Here is a 19,565-nt window from a genome sequence, read left to right as displayed (position 1 = left end):
ATACAACATGTGTATATCAACATTACAAACTAGCGAGACACGCATTCAATAAAAAACAAACAGACACCACCCACCAGGCCATTACTAATTAATAATGGCCTGGAGTTATTCAGCAGTCCGGAATAGTAACTATTGAATGGGGGCAAGCTTGTCGCCATAACTGCGTGGCGTGTACACCCAGGTACTACCGTCCAGGCGAGGGAACACACGAGTTGTCGAAGACCCGATGAGTACCATTGTCCGCATGTCTACCTGATCGACACCCAGTTGACCCAGCGTGGTCACCCGTAACGTCTGACCCGGACGGCCAATATCCCGCCCCAATACGACGGGAGTTCCCGGCTCACGGTGTTGGCTGACAATCTCCAGCGCCCGGCCCAGTTGCCAAGGGCGTGAACGAGAGATCGGATTGTAGAAAGCCAGCGCAAGATCGGCTTGCGCGGCCAGGTCCAGACGTTTCTCAATGATCGACCAGGGCTTGAGGTTGTCTGACAGCGACAGCACACAAAAGTCATGACCCAACGGCGCACCGGCCTGGGCGGCCGTCGCCAGCGAGGCTGAGACACCTGGCAGGATTTCGAGATCGACGTTGTGCCAGGCGGCATCGCTGGACTCGTGAAGCGCCTCCAGCACAGCCGCGGCCATGGCAAAGACCCCCGGATCACCGGACGACACCACCACCACCGAACGCCCTTGAGCCGCCAGTTCGAAGGCGTGACGGGCACGCTGCATTTCTTCGCGGTTATCCGTGCAGTGCAGCACCTGGTCAGCCCGGAATGGCCCGGCCATGCGTACGTAGGTTTCGTAGCCGAGCACATCGTTGGCGCGAGCCAGTTCTGCCTTCACCGCCGGCACCATCAAGTCGGCAGCGCCTGGCCCGAGGCCAATCACCGCCAGCCGTCCGCGCGGTCGGCCGATCTGCGATGGCTCCAACGGCTGCTCGGCGACTGCAATGGCAATCACGTCATCGCCGACGATGGATACAGGCCTGATGGCATGATGCACCAGCTCACTCGCCGCACCTGCAGCGCTGACAAAACGCAACGGCACACTCAGCTCGAGCGCCGCTTCGCGCAACGTGGAGCCGGCCATTTCACTGTCGGCTGCCAACAGGCAAGCCACCGATTGCACTGCGATTCCGGCCTGACGCAAAGCATGGCGAATGGCGGCCGATGCATCGGCCACTTCACCCGCCACGGCAACCAGCACGTTGCGTGGATAGATCCGCAATTCGTGGGCCGCAGGCGCTCGCTCGGCATGACCGACATGAACGGTCAGTCGCGCGTGTTCATTCTCAGGCAATTGCGCTTGCGCCAACCACGGTGCAGAACCTTCGATGCGCACCGTTTCACCCGCCAGCAAATCGGACACGAAACGCTTGCCCAATTCCAGATCGCCCAAGACATACCCACTGGGCGGATTGAGCAGGCAGGTGCCGAAACGCAGTTCACCGCTGGTGGTGATCGCCGCCGAGACCTCCAGTGCGGCGGCAATCTCGCGCGCCATCACATTCACGCCGCCAAGACCACCAAGCAGAGGCACCACCGCGCTGCCGTCTTCGGCCACGGCCAGCACTGGCGGCTCGGCGCCTTTTTCCAGCAGCAATGGCGCCAGCGTCCGGATCACGATCCCGGCTGCGCACAAGGCTATGATCGGCGTGTCCTGTTGATAAAGCTCACGCAGGGTCGCACCGAATTCACGGTAGACGCGGTCAGCGCCCTCAACCCGCCCGGTCAGGCCGTGGATCAACGCCCCCGGATAAAACTGCTGAATTTTCTGTGCGGTCGCGAGGCTGCCATTGCCGAGAATGACAATCGCCGGAACTGGACGGGTCATCAGCCTTGCCACCTTTCACCGGGAACGATGATCAACGAGAAGTACGGCGAAGACATCGGCTCGACCTGATCCAGCGGCACGATCTTCTGATTGGCCATGGTTGCGCGTTCGACGTACAGCGCACGCTCGGCCAGGCCGAGATCTTCGAGCACCTGGCGGACCTTGGGAAAGTTGCGTCCCAGTTTCATGATCACCGCCGCATCGGCATCGGCCAGGCGACGCTTGAGTTCGTCGTGCGGCAGCACACCGGACAACACCGACAGACTCTGATTGCGATACACCAGCGGCGCACCGAGTACCGAGGCTCCGCCGAGCATCGAGCACACGCCAGGCACGACCTCAGCCTGATAACGCTGGGCGAGCCGGTCGTGCAGGTACATGTAGGAGCCGTAGAAGAACGGATCGCCCTCGCAGATCACCGCCACATCGCGGCCTGCGTCGAGATGCGCGGCCAGCTCTGCGGCAGCGTCATCATAGAAGTCGCTGATCACTTGCTCGTAGGACAAAGGCGCCGGCAAGGCTTCTGTGGTCACCGGGTACACCAGTGGCAACAAATTCTGTGCGTCCTGCAGGTGTGCTTCGATGATACCGAAGGCGTTGCCCTTCTTGCCCTTGGCGACGAAGTACGCCACTACAGGCGACTCGCGCAGCAACCGCAGCGCCTTGACGGTAATCAGTTCCGGATCACCGGGACCGACGCCAAGGCCGATCAAACGTCCAGGTTGCTGCATCATTCGATCTCCGTGGCGAGGGCATTGACGGCGGCGGCAGCCATGGCGCTACCGCCCAGGCGACCCTGCATGATGACAAAAGGCACGCCACGGCTGTCAGCCGCCAGCGCTGCCTTGGATTCGGCGGCGCCGACGAAACCTACAGGGAACCCGAGGATCAGCGCCGGTTTCGGCGCACCGGCGTCGAGCATTTCCAGCAAATAAAACAATGCCGTCGGGGCGTTGCCGATGACCACCACGCTACCTTCCAGATGGGGCCGCCACAGTTCCAGCGCAGCGGCTGAGCGGGTGTTGCCCAATTCACGGGCCAGCTGCGGAACGCTTTCGTCGCGCAAGGTGCAGATCACCGGATTGTTCGCTGGCAACCGCGCGCGGGTCACGCCTTCGGAGACCATTCGCGCATCGCACAAAATCGGCGCGCCGGCCGCCAGCGCATCACGCCCGGCCTTGCCCGCCCCTTCGGAAAACTGCAAACCGTCGATGGCCTCGACCATGCCGCAGGCGTGAATCACACGGACCGCGAGTTTCTCCAGATCGGCAGGAATTCGGTCGAGGTTGGCCTCGGCGCGAATGATCGCGAAGGAGTTGCGATAGATCTCCTGACCGTCGCGGATGTAATCAAGCATCAAGGGGGCTCCGTGAGCGAGCGTCGAGCAAGGCCGCGACCGCTTCAATAGTAAGGTTGTGTGCGTGCAGCGCGCCGAAACCCGGCTGCGCGGCGTCGCGAAAATATAGATCGTAGTGACCGGGGGCGACGGCCAGCAACGTGACGGGCGCGATATGCGCGGCGGCGCAGGAACGCGGGCAACCGCTCAGGTGTATGTTCAGCGCCGGTCCGTGGCGGCGCAACAGCGCGGCCAATTGCAGGGCATCGCCCTTGGTCTCGGCCAGGCCTTTGGCGCAACCGTTTGAGCCGGTGCAGGCGATCAGCCGGGACAATGGCTGATCGGCTTCGCACTGCAGACCCAGACACTGCAGTCGCCGAATGACCTCAGCGGCATTTTCCGCGCGAACATTGGGCACCAGCAGACTTTGCCAGGGTGTGAAGCGCAGACTCGAATCACCGAGTTCGCACGCCACTTGCGCCACGCCCCGCAGCATCGTCGGATCGAGCCGTCCCAGTGGCGGGACAGCCCCCACATAGACAACGCCGGAGTCGGCCTGGGGATGGGCGCCGATGTGCAAATCGCTGCCAGCCGAAACCCGCTGCCAATCGACAACCGCTTGCATCGATACACACTCAGCCAGCCGAAGCAGAACGTGCTCGATCGAGTACTCGGCCAGCAAATGACGCATCCGCGTCTGCTCGGGGCGCGCCCGTTCAAGGAACAACTCAAGCACCGCGACTACCAGGGCATGGCCATCGTCGAGCGCGACCGAACCGGCCGGTTTGTCCGTCGGGCATCCGGCCAACCCAAACGCCAGCCGTCGCACACCGTTTCGCTCGAAGGCCGCGAGCCACAGGTCGTGGGGATGCTCAAGCATCGCCAGAGCCTCGCCGCCATCGAGTTGCATGGCGAACTTGGCACTGAGATCGTGAAAGCGTTCTTGCTGTTGCACCGTGGCCAAAATCCGATCGGCAAGTGCTCGGGTATCGAACAGCATCTGCCGATCGAACCCGGCGGCAGGGCTGAGCATCAGATTGCGAACATCGTCACCCGCCGCATGGCTCGGGCCCAATCCTGCGGCAAGCAGGCAGTCGATCAAAGCGGCCTGTTCGTTGCCGATGCCACGAATCTGCAAGTTGCCGCGATTGGTCGCCTCGATCACGCCACCGGCATATCGCTCGGCCGCATCGGCCACCGCGAAGGCCTGCTGTGCGCGGATGGAACCACTGCTGAGTTTGATTCGGCAAATGCCGCCGTCCAACGCCTGGACGATACGCAGCAACCCGGGACAGGCCGAAGGGCGTAAAGGGTTGGATATCTGACGAGGATTCACTGGATGACCGGTACGAGGCGAAGGGCAGCATTATGCCTGCTTTGTCAGGCGGGATGAAAAGTCCAGGCAGATGGACGACGAAAAGCGCCCGGCTCCGGCGTCAGGATATTTGTTCTGGCGCACGAGTCGTACTGGCTCATGTCAGGCATAAACGCCGCAAAAAATACTGACAACAAAAATCAACTTCACAACCCGCTCTTATTTCAACCCTATATCGACTCCTGTACTTTTAATTCGCAAACAATAATAGCAAACATATCAAACAGCTAACTATCAGGAGCAACCCATGAGCAAAAACAGCCTGTCTGGAGCATTGACCGGACACAGCCTTACTTCATGCATAGACGAACTTTCACCGCAAGATCACAAAGACCTTACCGATTGCACGCAAATAGCCACAAAATCCGCTGACATGCTTTGTAGTCGCTTCACTGATTCGTCAAAGTGGCTTCATGAGTATGTAAATACGCTGGATTTCCTGGGTTGGTCTGTCTTTGAAGACGCGATTTTCACCCGCACCCGTAGCGTCATTTCACAAAGCGTTGCGCACTTTCTGGTGCAAAGCGCTGAAGGCATGCGGGACTCCCGACAAGGCAATGCCATGATAGACACGCTCGACGCGCTGAAGCCCGACAAATCGGCGCTGCTTTCACTGGATAAAGAGAGTCTTATGGGAGAAGGTTTTCAGGTAATACCTGCACGCTACGATTCAAGGGGGGTCCTTGAAATAGCCGTTTTTAATCTTGAATTGCTAGTAACCACAAGAAAAAATGGTTTTTTGTTCTGGAACTGGGAAGATCAGGATGCACAAATCACCCAGAGACGGGCCAGTCTTAAACTGGACAGATACAAACTCGAAAGTATAAAACCGCTGATTGAAAAAAAGCTTCGCGAGATCACCATGAAGAGATTCGAACTGCGCAAACCATCATAAGATTGAATATCCTGACACTTGAACGGTGTCATCACGGTCAAAAGCACGCCTTCACCCGATGACAACAGGCGAATGCCGCGCCGCGGTATGATGCGCAACCGCCAGCCCGGCACGGACCGGCTCCGTGATTTGGCTTCGATTGATAGATGAGGAACAGCATGACCCCCTGGCTGACAGTAGTAGGCATCGGAGAGGAAGGCTTCAAGGGGCTTGGAAAAAATGCCCGACATGCTCTGCTGAAGGCTTCGCGGATCATTGGCGGTCAACGACAACTGGATCTGCTGCCAGCCTGCATCCGTGGCGAACGGCAACTGTGGCCAAGTCCTTTTTCCCTTGAACCGATCCTGGCCAGACGTGGCGAGCCCGTCTGCGTCCTGGCCAGTGGCGATCCAATGTTCTATGGCGTCGGCGCCAGCCTTGCCCGACAACTCCCTGCCAGCGAAGTGCTGACGCTTCCAGCGCCCTCCTCCTGCTCACTGGCAGCAGCGCGAATGGGTTGGCCCTTGCAGGACGTGGTCACCCTCTCGGTGGTGGCCCGGCCGCTCGCCGCACTCAACGCCCACCTGTCCAGCGGCGTGCGCTTGCTGGTATTGAGCAACGACGGCCGCAGCCCCGCGGCCATCGCTGCACTGTTGCGCGAACGAGGCTTCGGCCCCAGCCGCCTCACCATCCTGGAACACCTTGGCGGTGAAAACGAGCGGCGTATCGACGGTATCGCCAGCGACTGGAACGCTCCGCTGATCGCCGACCTGAACCTGGTCGCCATCGAATGTGTCGCTGAACCGAATACACCTCGCCTGTCCCGACTGGCCGGACTGCCGGACTCCGCCTTCAGGCACGACGGCCAATTGACCAAGCGCGATGTGCGCGCCATCACCCTCGCACGTCTGGCCCCGGTCCCCGGCGAACTGTTGTGGGATGTCGGTGCCGGCAGTGGCTCGATCGGTATCGAATGGATGCGCACCCACCCCGGTTGTCGTGCACTGGCCATCGAGGCGGATGACGGCCGCCAGGCGTTGATCGAGCACAACCGCGATGCCCTCGGCGTTCCCGGTCTGCAACTGGTTCGCGGCAATGCGCCACAGGCCTTGGCCGGCCTGGAACGACCGGACGCGATTTTCATCGGTGGCGGTGTCACCCGTGAAGGCGTGCTGGATACGTGCTGGGCCGAACTCAAACCCGGTGGCCGGCTGATTGCCAACGCGGTCACCCTGCAAAGTGAAATGACCTTGATGACCTGGCGCGAGCAACACGGCGGAGAACTGACACGAATTCATATCGCGCAAGCACAACCGCTGGGCGACTTTGACACCTGGCGCCAGGCCCTGCCGATTACCTTGCTGGACGTGACGAAGCCTTTCGATGCGTGACGAAACCGCCGAACAACCCGCCCCGCTGCGCAGTGGCCTGACCACCGGCAGTTGCGCAACCGCTACCAGCCTCGCTGCCGCACGCTTGCTGTTGGCCGGTGTAACGGCCGATGCGGTGGAAATCATGCTGCCCAAAGGCAAGCACGTGCAGATGCGCCTGGAGTTCTGCCGTCTTACCGAGGACGGCGCCGAAGCGGGAACCCTCAAGGACGCCGGCGACGATCCCGACGTGACCCATGGCGCCCTGCTGTACTCGCAGGTGCGTCTGAGCGCCGAGCCGGGGATTCGCTTCCATGCCGGCCGCGGCGTCGGCACCGTGACCCGGCCCGGGCTGGTGCTGGGGGTCGGCGAACCGGCGATCAACCCGGTGCCACGCAAGATGATCGGCGATCACCTGGCTCGACTGGCCGACGAGCTCGGTTATGCCGGCGGTTTCGACGTTACGGTCAATGTCGAGAATGGCGAGGCACTGGCACTGAAAACCATGAACCCGCGCCTGGGCATTCTTGGCGGACTGTCGATCCTCGGCACCAGCGGCATCGTCCGACCGTTTTCATGCGCGGCCTACATCGCCTCGATCCATCAGGGCATCGACGTGGCGAAAACCAACGGATACCTGCACATCGCCGCCTGTACCGGCAACGCCAGCGAAGACACCATGCGCCAGGTCTACAACCTGCCGGAAATTGCCCTGATCGAAATGGGCGACTTCGTCGGTGCCGTACTCAAGCACCTGCGCAAAGTGCCCGTGGACAAGCTCAGCCTGTGCGGTGGTTTCGGCAAGATCAGCAAACTGGCAGCCGGGCATATGGATTTGCACAGTCGTCATTCGAGCATCGACCTGCCGCAACTGGCGCAATGGGCCGCACAGGTCGGTGCCGATACGGCATTGCAGCAAAGCATCCGCGAGGCCAACACCAGCCAGCAGGCACTGGCCATGGCCGCCGCAGCCGGGGTTGCCCTGGGCGACGCAGTCTGCCAGCACGCCCTGGATTTTGCCCGCAGCGTGGTGCCGGCACAGGTTCAGGTGGAAGTCTTTGCCATCGATCGCCAGGGCGGGATTGTCGGCCATGCAGGCGCGTTTCAATGAAGCGCATCCTGTTGCTCGGCGGTGTGACCGAAGCCCTGGCCATTGCCCGCACGCTGGGGCCGCAACACATCTATAGCCTGGCCGGTATCGGTCGGGTGCCCACGGACCTGCAATGTCAGATCCGCATTGGCGGTTACGGCGGTGCCGAGGGTCTGGCGCAATTCATTCGCGATGAAGGTATCGAACTGCTGGTCGACGCCACTCACCCCTACGCCGCCCAAATCAGCCAGAACGCTGCGACCGCCGCGCACTTGAGCGGCGTTCCCTGCTGGGCGCTGCGACGTCCGGCCTGGCAAGCCCGGGTGGGTGATGACTGGCGGGAAGTTGCCGATTGGGCCGAACTGATCGAAGCCCTGAAACCCTTCCGCCGACCGCTGTTCACCCTCGGCCGCGAGCCCCTGCAACACCTGGATGAAATTCCTGCGGAGCAATTCTGGACTCTGCGCGCGCTGGAGGTCTATCCGGGTAACGAGCGCTGCGAAGTGATCGGCGCACGAGGCCCCTTCCTGATTGAGGATGAACGAGCCTTGTTCGAACGCCGACAGATCGACGTATTGATCAGCAAGAACAGCGGCAGCGCAGCGACCGAGCCGAAGCTGGAAGTGGCGCGTGAGCGTGGGGTGCCGGTGATTGTTTTAAAGCGCGCCGAATTGCCAAGCGTGGAACGGGAGTTCGATTCGGTCGTAGACCTGTTGCGAGCGATGACAGAGCAGTTTTTAACCTGATTTTTGCGAACGCGTCAGGACGCCTTCGCGGGCAAGCCCGCTCCCACAGTGGACCTCACCGAACACAAGTCCAGGGCTATACAAAGAAACCCTGTGGGAGCGGGCTTGCCCGCGAAGGCGCCATCAGTGGCGACGCAAAGGTTGGAACCTACTAATCACTCAGACTTTACGTACAAATCTTTAAGGAACTACTGACTGACCGGCTCAGCAATCAAGTTACGCTTTCGTTTCATGTAAGCAATGTGTCCGAGAACCGAAATGACTGAACAGTTCACCCGTTTCGATGCCGTGCAGTTTCTCAAATCGTCGGATGAAATGGCCGCATATCTTAATGCCTGCTTTGAAGAAGATGTGGGCGATGGCCTCCTGATACGCGCAGCACTCAACGACATAACCCGTGCACGAGGCGCAACACAACTTGACCGTGACACCGGTACAGCTCGTGAGATTCTGAACAATGTTTAAGCGGTGCTGGCATTCTGGAATTCGCAGCTATGATGAAATCAATGAACGCAGCGCACTGCGACACCAAACCGCACACCGCGTTTTTACTTATCGGCCCTGATCAGGCTAAATAGCCCGCGCCTGATCGCCCACCCAAACGGATTTTGTCCCATGTCCCGACAACGGCTCGCAATTGCCTGGATAGCCTGCTTCGCAGTGCTGTTCAATTTGCTCGCCATGCCGATGTCCGGAGCGATGGCGCAAACGTCGAAGTCACCTGCCGAACAGTTGTTGTGGGGCAGCTTCTGCAGCGCCAGCGGCACCAGGATGGTGGCGATTTCCATCGGCGACCTTGAACAGAAAGCCCCGCAGAACGACGATCATTCCAATATGCAGCATTGCTGGTGCTGCTCGGGTTCTGCGCCATTGGTGGCGTTGCCGGGGCATTCGCCACAGCTGTATTTCGCGCACTTCGAATCCAACCGAAGCTTGCCTGCCACCTCGCTCGACAGCCCGTCACCACGCCAGCAATGGCCGAGCCTCAACCCCCGCGCTTCACCTCTGGTGTGATTTTTTCTCGCAATTGACCTGCGTTTAAATCGTTCCGGAGAACTGCCATGTTGAACAAACTCATCGTTCTGGCCGCGTTGCTGCAGCCTGCCTGCTTTGCCAATGCCCACGAATACAAGGTCGGCACGCTGGAAATCGCCCATCCGTGGTCTCAGGAGTTGCCACCCAATGCGCCCACCGTTGCGGCGTATTTCGTGATCGACAACGAAGGCATGACCGCCGACCGCCTGCTCAGCGTCGACACCCCCATTGCCGGCGAAGCGCAATTGCATGAGCACGTGATGCAAGGCGACATGATGAAAATGCAGCACGTACCGAGCGTGGAAGTGCCCGCAGGTGGCGAGGTCACTTTCGCACCGATGGCCTATCACGTGATGTTGCTGGGTCTGAAGGACCGCAGCCTGCTGGTTGACGGCAAGCGCTTCCCCATGACACTGCACTTCGAGAAAGCCGGTGACGTGACGGTCGAAGTCGCGGTGCAGAAGCAGGCGCCGGACGGCACGCAAGCGCACATGCACAATCCATAATCGCCTGAGCTGAAAACGCCCATGCGCTCGCTTAGCGCCAGGTCATCCAGGCCACGCAGTCAGGCATTGAGCCTGACACGCGGCAGCTGGATCAGCCTGTTCGCCATGCTGATGATCTTTATCGGTCCGCTGATTTCCCAGTCGATGCCGATGGATTCGCGCGCCATGTCGATGAGCATGCCTGCGGGTATGAGCATGGACATGTCGGCGATGGAGCATGCCGACCACGGCAAGCAAACCTCTGCCGAGCATTGCCCGCCAGCCCCAGGGCACCATGTGCTGTGGGAAAAGTGCGGCTATTGCAGCCTGCTGTTCAATTGCCCGGCGCTGACCGGCGGCGTGTTCTTCGCCAACTTCGTCACTCCACCTGTCAACACCTTCACCACGCCCTCTCCGCGCCTGGGCCATGCCCGGCTAACCGTCTTCCCCGGCGCCCGCACCCGCGCCCCGCCTGCCGTCGCGTAAACACCCACCTCCGATCTCACACGGTCCGCAAGACAACCCAAGCAACCGGTGGGAGCGGGCTTGCCCGCGAAGAGGGAGTGTCAGTCAAAGTTGATGTCGCCTGGCACACTGCTTTCGCGAGCAAGCCCGCTCCCACAGGGAAAGCTTCAGGCTGCCGGCCGTGTCGTTTACGACTGTTCGATGGAAATTTCATGTCCAGGTTTTCTGCTGACACAGGCTTGAGCCCAGCTCAAGTCTCCATGGCCCAAAACGAATCCGGCATTCGTTTCAGGCACGCCACTGCGATTTTGTGCAGTGCATTGCTGGCGCCTTCCGCGCTGGCCGATGAACACGCCGGTCACACTGAAGAACTGAGCCCGACGGTGATTACCGCCGTTGCCCCCAGCTCGCCATTGACCATCGTCACCAACCCCAAGGACCCGCGCCAACCGGTGCCGGCCAGCGACGGCTCGGATTATCTCAAAACCATTCCGGGCTTCGCCCAAGTGCGCAACGGCGGCACCAACGGCGACCCGGTGCTGCGCGGCATGTTCGGCTCGCGCCTGAACATCCTCACCAACGGCGGCATGATGCTTGGCGCCTGTCCTGGGCGGATGGACGCGCCGACCTCCTACATTTCGCCGGAAACCTACGACAAGCTGACCGTGATCAAAGGCCCGCAAACCGTGCTCTGGGGACCGGGCGCTTCGGCCGGCACCATCCTGTTCGACCGCGAGCCGGAAAGCTTCGGCGAACTCGGCACGAGGGTGAATGCCAGTGTGCTGGCCGGCTCCAACGGGCGCTTCGACAAACTGGTGGACGCCGCTGCCGGCGGGCCACTGGGCTACGTGCGGGTAATCGGCAACACCGCACATGCAGACGACTACCAGGATGGCAACAACGACACCGTCCCATCGCGCTACGACAAATGGAACGGCGACGTCGCACTCGGCTGGACCCCGGATGCCGATACCCTGCTGGAGCTGACCGCCGGCAAGGGTGACGGTGAAGCGCGCTACGCCGGGCGCAGCATGGACGGTTCGCAGTTCCTGCGCGAAAGCCTCGGCCTGCGCTTCGAGAAATCCAACATCGGCGATGTACTGGATACGGTCGAGGCGCAGGTCTACTACAACTACGCCGACCACGTGATGGACAACTACACCCTGCGCACGCCGTCCGGCACCGGCATGATGGCCGGCCCCATGGCCTCCAACGTCGACCGCCGCACCCTCGGCGCACGGATCAAGGCCACCTGGCGCTGGGCTGATGTGCAGCTGATCAGCGGCATCGACGCACAGACCAACGAGCATCGCCAGCGCGGTGCCATGGGTGTCGACACCTACAAGGACCTGCCCTACACCAAGGATGCCGACTTCCATAACTACGGTGTGTTCGGCGAACTGACCTGGTACGCCGCCGACCGTGACCGCTTGATCAGCGGCGCACGCCTGGACCGCGCCTCGGCCAAGGATTATCGGCAGACCATCGGCTCGGGAATGATGACCCGCCCGAATCCGACCGCCGACGACACCCGCGCCGACACCCTGCCAAGCGGCTTCATCCGCTACGAGCATGACCTGGCCGACAGCCCGACCACCTTGTACGCGGGCCTCGGTCACACCCAGCGGTTCCCGGATTACTGGGAGCTGTTTTCACCCAAGTCCGGCCCCGCCGGTTCGGTGAATGCCTTCGACTCGATCAAACCGGAAAAAACCACCCAGCTCGATTTCGGCCTGCAATACAAGACCGAAACACTCGAAGCCTGGGCCTCGGGTTACGTCGGGCAGGTGCGCGATTACATCCTGTTCAACTACACCCCGACAATGATGGGCACGACCTCGCAAGCCGAGAACATCGACGCACGAATCATGGGCGGCGAACTGGGCGCCGCGTACAGCCTCACTGAACACTGGAAAGCCGACGCGACCCTGGCCTACGCCTGGGGCAAGAACAGCAGCGATGGCTCTGCATTGCCGCAGATGCCGCCGCTGGATGCCCGTTTCGGCCTGACCTACAGCGAAGACAACTGGAGTGCCGGCGCACTGTGGAGAGTGGTCGCCGCACAAAACCGTATCGACCAGAACAAGGGCAACGTGGTCGGCAAGGACTTCGGCAAGACGCCAGGGTTCGGCGTGTTCTCCCTCAACGGTGCCTATCGGATCAACAGCAACTGGAAGGTCAGCAGCGGCGTCGACAACCTGTTCGGCAAGGCTTACGCCGAGCACTTGAACCTGGCCGGCAACGCCGGCTTCGGCTACCCGGCCAATGACCCGCAAGCCATCAAGGAGCCGGGGCGCACGCTCTGGACCAAGGTGGACATGAGCTTCTGACAACAAGATCAAAAGATCGCAGGCTTCGCCAGCTCCTACAGGGAATGCGTACTGCGATCTTTTAAAAAAAACAATTGATTCGCCAATGCGGAGCACACGTGATGAAACAGCCCAAAGTGAACTTCTACAACCTGGCCTGGCGCTGGCATTTCTATGCCGGATTGTTCGTTGCGCCATTCATGGTGATGCTGGCCCTGACCGGCACCATTTACCTGTTCAAGCCGCAACTCGATTCGCTGATGTACAGCAGCCTGCTCAACGTGCCGGCCGGTCATCACACCATCGCGGCCGACGACCTGCTCAAACGGGTAAAAGATGCCTATCCCCAGGCAACGATCAAACAGTACCTGCCACCGGTCAATGCCGAACGCAGCGCCCAGTTCGTCGTGATCAACGACGGCACCGAGCTGAACGTTTTTGTCGATCCGTACCACGGCGACATCCTCGGCGAGCAAGATGCCAAGAAGAACCTGCAAGCCATTGCGCGCGCGATTCACGGCGAGCTGATGATCGGCACCGTCGGCGATCGGCTGATCGAACTGGCCGCCGGTTGGGGTGTGGTGCTGGTAGTGTCCGGGGTATTCCTGTGGTGGCCGCGCGGTCAGGCCGCCGGCATTCTGTGGCCACGCCTGAGCAGTCGCGGGCGGGTGCTTTGGCGTGACTTGCATGCCGTCACCGGGTTCTGGGGCGCCTCCCTGCTGCTGGTGATGCTGCTCAGCGGCATGACGTGGACCGGCTTCTGGGGCCAGCAATACGCTGCCGTGTGGAATGTCTTTCCGGCGGCAATGTGGGACAACGTACCGAAGTCCGACGTCGAGGCGCGCAGCCTCAACAGCGCCACCCGCCAGACCGTGCCCTGGGCCATGGAAAACACGCCGATGCCAATGTCCGGTGACCACGCCGAACACATGGCCCACGATGGCGCGCAAGCCGGCCCGGCCGCACCGACCATCAGCCTGCAGGACGTGCAGAACATCGCCAACCAAAGCAAGGTCGAGCCGGGCTACAGCATCACCTTGCCAACGACCGCCACGGGTGTGTTCACCATCGCCGTGTTCGCCGATGACCCGCGCAATGACGCCACGTTGCACATCGACCAGTACACCGGCAAGGTCCTTGCCGATGTGCGTTACGAGCAATATGGCGCCGTCGCCCGCGCCACGGAAATCGGCGTGATGCTGCACGAAGGCAAGATGTTCGGCACGCTCAATCAGATCATCGTGTTGCTGATCTGCCTGATGATCCTGCTCAGCGCGGTCAGCGGCGTGGTGATCTGGTGGAAGCGTCGTCCGCAAGGAAAACTCGGCGTACCGCCGCTGCGCCACGACCTGCCGAAATGGAAAACCGCCATGGTGATCATGTTCGCCCTCGCGGTGGCCTTCCCGTTGGTGGGCGCTTCGCTGGTGGTGGTGTGGGTGCTGGATCGTGTGCTGCTGTCGCGTTTTACCCGGCAGACTGAGAACGCCTCATCTTCATCATGAAACAGCTGAGATGCGCGGGGCTCAAGGGGCTGTAAACTGCCCCGCGCGTCACCCTCTCGCATTGAGGGTATCCTTTCGGGCCTCTTCGCGGGCAAGCCCGCTCCCACAGGATTTGCGCAATTGCTGTGGGAGCGGGCTTGCTCGCGAAGAGGCCATCAGCATCACCTCAAGAGCCACTGCATGACCTCGCTGAACCTCGCAAACATTTCCTGGACGCCCCTGGGCCACGGCCATTGCCATCATCAATTCCAGCTGCGTGATGCCTCCGTGCACGTGGCCGCAGGTGAGTTCGTCGGGTTGATCGGCCCCAACGGCAGTGGCAAGACCAGCCTGTTGCGTTGTGCCTGGCGCTTCAGTAAACCGGAGCACGGCGAGGTCAGGCTTGATCATCAGAATGTCTGGAAGCAATCCTCGCGCTGGTGTGCGCAACGCATCGCCGTGGTCTTGCAGGAGTTCCCCGACGCCTTCGGCCTGACCGTCGAGGAAGTGGTCGCCATGGGCCGCACGCCGCACAAAGGCCTGTTCGATGGCGACTCGCTCGAGGACTCGACACTCATTCATCAGGCGCTGGAGTCCGTCGGCCTCAAGGGCTTCGATGACCATGAGTTCGCCACCCTCTCAGGCGGTGAAAAACAGCGGGTTATCCTCGCCCGAGCCCTGGCCCAGCAACCGCAACTGCTGATCCTCGACGAGCCGACCAACCACCTCGACCCACGCTATCAGCTTGAGCTGTTGAAGTTGGTCAAGCACCTGAACATCGGCACCCTGGCGAGCATCCACGACCTCAACCTGGCGGCGGCTTTTTGTGATCGGCTGTACGTGATCAACCATGGTCGCATCGTCGCCAGCGGCACACCGCAAGAGGTGCTCACCACCGCCCTGCTGCGCAATGTGTTTGGCGTCGACGCGCTTATCGATGACCATCCGCTGCACGGCTACCCACGAATCACCTGGATAACCCAACCATGAATTTGCGTTCCCTGCTGCGCTCCGGCCTCTGCCTCGTGATGCTGTCGATCAGCGCCCAGGCCTTGGCCGAAGCCACCCATTACCCGCTGACAGTCAAAAGCTGCAACCGCGAAGTGACCTTCACGCAAGCACCGCAACACGCCCTCAGCCACGACATCAACATGACCCAGATGATGCTCGCCCTCGGCCTCAAACCACGAATGGCCGGCTACAGCGGCGTCAGTGGCTGGAAGGCCGTGACACCCGACATGCAGTCGCTGCTCGACGGTCTGCCGGAACTGGCGGCCAAGTACCCGTCGGTGGAAACCCTGCTCGATGCCAACGTCGATTTCCTCTTCGCCGGCTGGGACTACGGCATGCGCGTGGGCGGCGATCTCACTCCGCAGACCCTGCAGCCGCTGGGCATCAATGTGTATGAGCTGAGCGAATCCTGCGCCTTCGTGATGAAGCGCCCACCGGCCAGCCTCGAAGACACCTACAACGACCTGCGCAACCTCGGCAGGATCTTCGACGTGCAGGACCGCGCCAACGCCCTGGTCGCCCACATGCAGGCGCAAGTGGCCAACATTCGCAAAACCCTGCCCGCGCAAAGACCGCGGGTCTTCCTGTACGACAGCGGCGAAGACCGGGCCATGACCTCAGGCCGCCTGGGCATGCCGCAAGCACTGATCGACGCCGCTGGCGGGCGCAACATCCTGGAGGATGTCGAGGCAAGCTGGACCCGGGTCAACTGGGAAAGCGTGGTCGAACACAATCCACAGGTGATCGTGATCGTCGACTACAGCGAAATCACTGCCGAACAGAAGATTCAGTTCCTGCTGGCCAACAAGGCCCTGCAATCGGTGGACGCGATCAAGCACCGGCGCTTCATCGTCATCCCGTACGTGCAGGCCACGCCGGGCATCGATAACGTGCTGGCGGTCGCCACCCTGGCCAAGGGCTTCCACAGCGAATGATCAACCGTCGCTACGCCCTGTTGCTGATTGCCCTCGGTGCGCTGTTGCTGGTGTCGTGCGTGGTGTCCCTGGGTTTCGGCCCGGCGCGGGTACCGCTGGACGTGGTGTGGCGCATTCTGTTGCACAAACTGTTCGGCTTCGGTGTGCCGCACTGGAGCCCCGGGCAGGAACATATCGTCTGGCTGATCCGTGTCCCGCGCATGCTGCTCGGCGCACTCGTGGGCGCCGGGCTGGCTTTGATCGGCGCCGTGCTGCAAGCGGTGACGCGCAATCCGCTGGCTGACCCGCATTTACTTGGCGTCACCTCCGGCGCGACGTTGGGCGCGGTGATCGTGGTGTTGCATGTCGGAGAAATCGTTGGCCTGCTGACCTTGCCGGTCGCAGCCTTCATCGGTGCATTGCTGAGCATGCTGGTGGTGCTGATGATCGCCAGCCGCCACGGTCGCCTCGACAGTGATCGCCTGTTGCTGTGCGGCGTGGCGGTGTCGTTCGTGATGATGGCGATCGCCAATTTGTTGCTGTTCCTGGGCGACCATCGAGCCAGTTCGGCGGTGATGTTCTGGATGCTCGGCGGACTCGGGCTGGCGCGCTGGGAATTGCTGGCGGTACCGACCGCCAGTGTGTTGTTCGGGCTGGTGTTGCTGCTGGGCATGGCGCGACCGTTGAATGCGCTGATGGCCGGTGAGCAGACGGCGGTGACCCTGGGCCTGAATGCGCGCACCGTGCGCCTGCGGGTATTTCTGATTGCATCGCTGATGACCGGAGTGCTGGTGTCGATCAGCGGCTCGATCGGTTTTGTCGGACTGATGGTGCCGCACATCGCACGGCGTCTGGTCGGGGCTGAACACCGAAGGGTGCTGCCGGCGTGCGTGTTGCTCGGCAGCGTGTTTCTGGTCTGGGTCGACATCGCCGCCCGGACGATGATCGCGCCCGAAGACTTGCCTATCGGAGTGGCCACGGCGGCGATTGGCGGGTTGTTCTTCATCGGTTTGATGCGACGTCGTTAACGTCATGTTTAATTAAAACAAACTTCAAAACTGCATGCATGCCTGGAAAAACCTCGTATTGGGTTAGCACTTAACAAATCCATTACCACGCTCATACTCCGCTCCCGCGAGTTGAATAATAAAAACACTCGCGCACTTCAATGATGATTATTCCTACACCTTAATCGTCACAACTCTTACAAGAGCGGAAAGAGCTAACCATGTTCAAAAAACTCATCATATCCATCGCACTTGTTTCAACGCCTGCATGGGCAGCCAAGCCACCCTTTACTGGCGTTGACTACAGCGGCCGATATCAATGCACCGGGATGGACAGCCATATCGGTGCGTTTGAAGGAGTTGTCGACATGAAACTCAATGCCGAACAAAGCACCGGCGAACATGGCGCCTACGGTTTTACCCTGACGCTCCTCGACAACTCCCGGTATGACGGGTTTGCCGCCGCCAACTTGAATTCCCTGGCGATTTACTTTGCCCATACGGATCCGTCGCATAAGGACTACGGTGTCGGAATAGCGAACATCGCTTCCACGCCTGATGGGAAAACCTCATTCACCAAGTACTACTATGGCCCGGAGTACGAAGGTGGCGGGCATGGCTTTGAAACCTGCATCAAAAGCTGAGTTGATGCGCCGCTGACTTTGTGGGAGCGGGCTTGCTCGCGAAAGCAGTGGATCAGTCGACACTGTAATCGACTGACCTGACGCTTTCGCGAGCAAGCCCGCTCCCACAATTGATCGATGCTGCCCGCCCCAATCTGGCGCAACGCTTCGCACCAATACGCCTGCAGCGATCCTTCATGGTGCGCCATCAAACCGCACAACCGCTCTAAAACGCCATTCCCGTACCTTTCCCCGACCGGGCACAGCCCTTGCTAAAGACCCTTCAGTAGTCCGCATCTGCCAACCAAGAAAATTCATAAGTTCATGGAGATCGCACAATGAAGCGTCGCAGTTTGATCAAGGCTTTCACTCTCTCGGCATCCATTGCCGCAATGGGCATGACCTGGACCGTCCAGGCCGCCGAGACCATCAAGGTCGGTATTCTGCATTCGTTGTCCGGGACCATGGCGATCTCCGAAACGTCGTTGAAAGACATGGCGCTGATGACCATCGACGAGATCAACGCCAAGGGCGGCGTGAACGGCAAGATGCTGGAACCGGTGGTGGTCGACCCGGCGTCGAACTGGCCGCTGTTCGCCGAAAAGGGTCGTCAGTTGCTGACCCAGGACAAGGTCGCCGTGGTGTTCGGCTGCTGGACTTCGGTGTCGCGCAAATCGGTACTGCCGGTGTTCGAAGAGCTCAATGGCCTGCTGTTCTACCCGGTGCAGTACGAAGGCGAAGAAATGTCGCCGAACGTGTTCTACACCGGCGCCGCGCCGAACCAGCAGGCGATCCCCGCCGTTGAATACCTGATGAGCGAAGAAGGCGGCAGCGCCAAGCGCTACTTCCTGCTCGGCACCGACTACGTCTACCCGCGCACCACCAACAAGATCCTGCGCTCGTTCCTGCACTCCAAAGGTGTGGCCGACAAGGACATCGAAGAGGTCTACACCCCCTTCGGTCACAGCGACTACCAGACCATCGTCGCCAACATCAAGAAGTTCTCGGCGGGCGGCAAGACCGCCGTCATCTCCACCGTCAACGGCGACTCCAACGTGCCGTTCTATAAAGAGCTGGCCAACCAGGGCCTGAAAGCCACCGACGTTCCGGTCGTGGCGTTCTCGGTCGGCGAAGAAGAACTGCGCGGCATCGACACCAAGCCACTGGTGGGCAACCTCGCCGCTTGGAACTACTTCGAATCGGTCGAGAACCCGGTGAACAAGAAGTTCGTCGATGACTGGAAAGCCTACGCCAAGAAACACAACCTGCCGGGCGCCGACAAAGCGGTGACCAACGACCCGATGGAAGCCACCTATGTCGGCATCCACATGTGGGCGCAAGCCGCCGAAAAAGCCAAATCCACCGACGTCGACAAAGTCCGCGAAGCCCTGGCCGGCCAGACCTTTGCTGCGCCGTCCGGTTACACGCTGACCATGGACAAGACCAATCACCACCTGCACAAGCCGGTGATGATCGGTGAGATCCAGTCTGACGGTCAGTTCAACGTGGTGTGGCAGACCGAAGGACCGATCCGCGCCCAACCGTGGAGCCCGTTCATCCAGGGCAACGACAAGAAGCCGGAGTATGCGGTGAAGAGCAACTAAAGCC

General features: G+C 60.8%; 18 protein-coding genes and 1 pseudogene. 15 read left to right on the top strand and 4 right to left on the bottom strand.

All coding sequences use genetic code 11. From position 1 onward, the window contains the following. Positions 1-129 precede the first annotated feature (129 nt). From cobJ to cobG, 4 genes are read right to left on the bottom strand one after another with little or no spacing between them, the layout of a single operon-like run. Positions 130-1,836, bottom strand: a complete 1,707-nt coding sequence (gene cobJ / locus KSS91_RS03575; protein ID WP_217837071.1) for a precorrin-3B C(17)-methyltransferase — start codon at positions 1,834-1,836, stop codon at positions 130-132. After that, a complete protein-coding gene (locus tag KSS91_RS03570) occupies positions 1,836-2,567 on the bottom strand; it encodes a precorrin-2 C(20)-methyltransferase (protein ID WP_217838358.1) in 732 nt (243 codons plus the stop codon). Before KSS91_RS03570 ends, cobJ begins: the two co-directional genes overlap by 1 nt. Then, positions 2,567-3,193 carry a precorrin-8X methylmutase gene (locus KSS91_RS03565; RefSeq protein ID WP_015093293.1) on the bottom strand — a complete coding sequence of 209 codons (627 nt, stop codon included), beginning with the start codon at positions 3,191-3,193 and terminating at the stop codon, positions 2,567-2,569. Before KSS91_RS03565 ends, KSS91_RS03570 begins: the two co-directional genes overlap by 1 nt. Beyond that, complete coding sequence (gene cobG / locus KSS91_RS03560) at positions 3,186-4,493, bottom strand: precorrin-3B synthase (RefSeq protein ID WP_437179747.1); 1,308 nt, start codon at positions 4,491-4,493, stop codon at positions 3,186-3,188. Before cobG ends, KSS91_RS03565 begins: the two co-directional genes overlap by 8 nt. A gap of 301 nt (positions 4,494-4,794) precedes the next feature. On the opposite strand from cobG, the gene KSS91_RS03555 reads away from it, so the two are divergent. The 15 genes and pseudogenes from KSS91_RS03555 to urtA all read left to right on the top strand — a co-directional run bounded on the left by KSS91_RS03555 (position 4,795) and on the right by urtA (position 19,561). Continuing rightward, complete coding sequence (locus KSS91_RS03555) at positions 4,795-5,442, top strand: hypothetical protein (RefSeq protein WP_217837069.1); 648 nt, start codon at positions 4,795-4,797, stop codon at positions 5,440-5,442. A gap of 158 nt (positions 5,443-5,600) precedes the next feature. Beyond that, positions 5,601-6,812, top strand: coding sequence for a precorrin-6y C5,15-methyltransferase (decarboxylating) subunit CbiE (gene cbiE / locus KSS91_RS03550; protein WP_217837068.1), 1,212 nt, complete (start codon positions 5,601-5,603; stop codon positions 6,810-6,812). Next, on the top strand, positions 6,805-7,902 hold the full coding sequence (locus tag KSS91_RS03545) for a cobalt-precorrin-5B (C(1))-methyltransferase (protein ID WP_217837067.1): 1,098 nt from the start codon (positions 6,805-6,807) through the stop codon (positions 7,900-7,902). The genes cbiE and KSS91_RS03545 overlap by 8 nt, the downstream gene beginning before the upstream one ends. Further along, positions 7,899-8,627: a cobalt-precorrin-6A reductase gene (locus KSS91_RS03540; protein ID WP_217837066.1), complete on the top strand. Its 729-nt coding sequence runs from the start codon at positions 7,899-7,901 to the stop codon at positions 8,625-8,627. Before KSS91_RS03545 ends, KSS91_RS03540 begins: the two co-directional genes overlap by 4 nt. 258 nt (positions 8,628-8,885) lie before the next feature. Beyond that, positions 8,886-9,205 (top strand): annotated as a pseudogene (locus tag KSS91_RS03535) (addiction module antidote protein). A 37-nt stretch (positions 9,206-9,242) separates the two neighbouring features. After that, positions 9,243-9,641 carry a DUF2946 domain-containing protein gene (locus tag KSS91_RS03530; protein ID WP_015093286.1) on the top strand — a complete coding sequence of 133 codons (399 nt, stop codon included), beginning with the start codon at positions 9,243-9,245 and terminating at the stop codon, positions 9,639-9,641. Positions 9,642-9,688: 47 nt separating this feature from the next. Further along, positions 9,689-10,168: a copper chaperone PCu(A)C gene (locus KSS91_RS03525; RefSeq protein ID WP_217837065.1), complete on the top strand. Its 480-nt coding sequence runs from the start codon at positions 9,689-9,691 to the stop codon at positions 10,166-10,168. A 21-nt stretch (positions 10,169-10,189) separates the two neighbouring features. After that, entirely contained in the window at positions 10,190-10,633 is a 444-nt protein-coding gene (locus KSS91_RS03520) for a DUF2946 domain-containing protein (RefSeq protein ID WP_217837064.1), read from the top strand. A 239-nt stretch (positions 10,634-10,872) separates the two neighbouring features. After that, positions 10,873-12,942: a TonB-dependent copper receptor gene (locus tag KSS91_RS03515; protein WP_437179727.1), complete on the top strand. Its 2,070-nt coding sequence runs from the start codon at positions 10,873-10,875 to the stop codon at positions 12,940-12,942. A 101-nt stretch (positions 12,943-13,043) separates the two neighbouring features. After that, complete coding sequence (locus tag KSS91_RS03510; protein ID WP_217837062.1) at positions 13,044-14,423, top strand: PepSY-associated TM helix domain-containing protein; 1,380 nt, start codon at positions 13,044-13,046, stop codon at positions 14,421-14,423. 180 nt (positions 14,424-14,603) lie between these two features. Next, positions 14,604-15,392 carry an ABC transporter ATP-binding protein gene (locus tag KSS91_RS03505; protein ID WP_015093281.1) on the top strand — a complete coding sequence of 263 codons (789 nt, stop codon included), beginning with the start codon at positions 14,604-14,606 and terminating at the stop codon, positions 15,390-15,392. Further along, positions 15,389-16,348 (top strand): ABC transporter substrate-binding protein, encoded by a 960-nt coding sequence (locus KSS91_RS03500; protein WP_217837061.1) that lies wholly within the window; start codon positions 15,389-15,391, stop codon positions 16,346-16,348. The genes KSS91_RS03505 and KSS91_RS03500 overlap by 4 nt, the downstream gene beginning before the upstream one ends. Beyond that, positions 16,345-17,355, top strand: a complete 1,011-nt coding sequence (locus tag KSS91_RS03495; RefSeq protein ID WP_217837060.1) for a FecCD family ABC transporter permease — start codon at positions 16,345-16,347, stop codon at positions 17,353-17,355. The genes KSS91_RS03500 and KSS91_RS03495 overlap by 4 nt, the downstream gene beginning before the upstream one ends. 200 nt (positions 17,356-17,555) lie before the next feature. Beyond that, positions 17,556-17,978 carry a hypothetical protein gene (locus tag KSS91_RS03490; protein ID WP_217837059.1) on the top strand — a complete coding sequence of 141 codons (423 nt, stop codon included), beginning with the start codon at positions 17,556-17,558 and terminating at the stop codon, positions 17,976-17,978. Positions 17,979-18,295: 317 nt separating this feature from the next. Then, positions 18,296-19,561 (top strand): urea ABC transporter substrate-binding protein, encoded by a 1,266-nt coding sequence (gene urtA / locus KSS91_RS03485; RefSeq protein WP_007979634.1) that lies wholly within the window; start codon positions 18,296-18,298, stop codon positions 19,559-19,561. Positions 19,562-19,565: the final 4 nt, after the last annotated feature.

Origin of the sequence: Pseudomonas azerbaijanorientalis, from assembly GCF_019139795.1 — a bacterium.
Classification (GTDB): Bacteria; Pseudomonadota; Gammaproteobacteria; order Pseudomonadales; family Pseudomonadaceae; genus Aquipseudomonas; species Aquipseudomonas laurylsulfatiphila.
This window is presented reverse-complemented; position numbering and strand designations above follow the sequence as displayed.

Bases quoted from the DNA above. Each gene is read 5' to 3' on its own strand.
- cobJ (WP_217837071.1), bottom strand. From the start codon at position 1,836: ATGACCCGTCCAGTTCCGGCGATTGTCATTCTCGGCAATGGCAGCCTC.
- KSS91_RS03570 (WP_217838358.1), bottom strand. From the start codon at position 2,567: ATGCAGCAACCTGGACGTTTGATCGGCCTTGGCGTCGGTCCCGGTGAT.
- KSS91_RS03565 (WP_015093293.1), bottom strand. From the start codon at position 3,193: ATGCTTGATTACATCCGCGACGGTCAGGAGATCTATCGCAACTCCTTC.
- KSS91_RS03555 (WP_217837069.1), top strand. From the start codon at position 4,795: ATGAGCAAAAACAGCCTGTCTGGAGCATTGACCGGACACAGCCTTACT.
- cbiE (WP_217837068.1), top strand. From the start codon at position 5,601: ATGACCCCCTGGCTGACAGTAGTAGGCATCGGAGAGGAAGGCTTCAAG.
- KSS91_RS03545 (WP_217837067.1), top strand. From the start codon at position 6,805: ATGCGTGACGAAACCGCCGAACAACCCGCCCCGCTGCGCAGTGGCCTG.
- KSS91_RS03540 (WP_217837066.1), top strand. From the start codon at position 7,899: ATGAAGCGCATCCTGTTGCTCGGCGGTGTGACCGAAGCCCTGGCCATT.
- KSS91_RS03530 (WP_015093286.1), top strand. From the start codon at position 9,243: ATGTCCCGACAACGGCTCGCAATTGCCTGGATAGCCTGCTTCGCAGTG.
- KSS91_RS03525 (WP_217837065.1), top strand. From the start codon at position 9,689: ATGTTGAACAAACTCATCGTTCTGGCCGCGTTGCTGCAGCCTGCCTGC.
- KSS91_RS03520 (WP_217837064.1), top strand. From the start codon at position 10,190: ATGCGCTCGCTTAGCGCCAGGTCATCCAGGCCACGCAGTCAGGCATTG.
- KSS91_RS03515 (WP_437179727.1), top strand. From the start codon at position 10,873: ATGGCCCAAAACGAATCCGGCATTCGTTTCAGGCACGCCACTGCGATT.
- KSS91_RS03510 (WP_217837062.1), top strand. From the start codon at position 13,044: ATGAAACAGCCCAAAGTGAACTTCTACAACCTGGCCTGGCGCTGGCAT.
- KSS91_RS03505 (WP_015093281.1), top strand. From the start codon at position 14,604: ATGACCTCGCTGAACCTCGCAAACATTTCCTGGACGCCCCTGGGCCAC.
- KSS91_RS03500 (WP_217837061.1), top strand. From the start codon at position 15,389: ATGAATTTGCGTTCCCTGCTGCGCTCCGGCCTCTGCCTCGTGATGCTG.
- KSS91_RS03495 (WP_217837060.1), top strand. From the start codon at position 16,345: ATGATCAACCGTCGCTACGCCCTGTTGCTGATTGCCCTCGGTGCGCTG.
- KSS91_RS03490 (WP_217837059.1), top strand. From the start codon at position 17,556: ATGTTCAAAAAACTCATCATATCCATCGCACTTGTTTCAACGCCTGCA.
- urtA (WP_007979634.1), top strand. From the start codon at position 18,296: ATGAAGCGTCGCAGTTTGATCAAGGCTTTCACTCTCTCGGCATCCATT.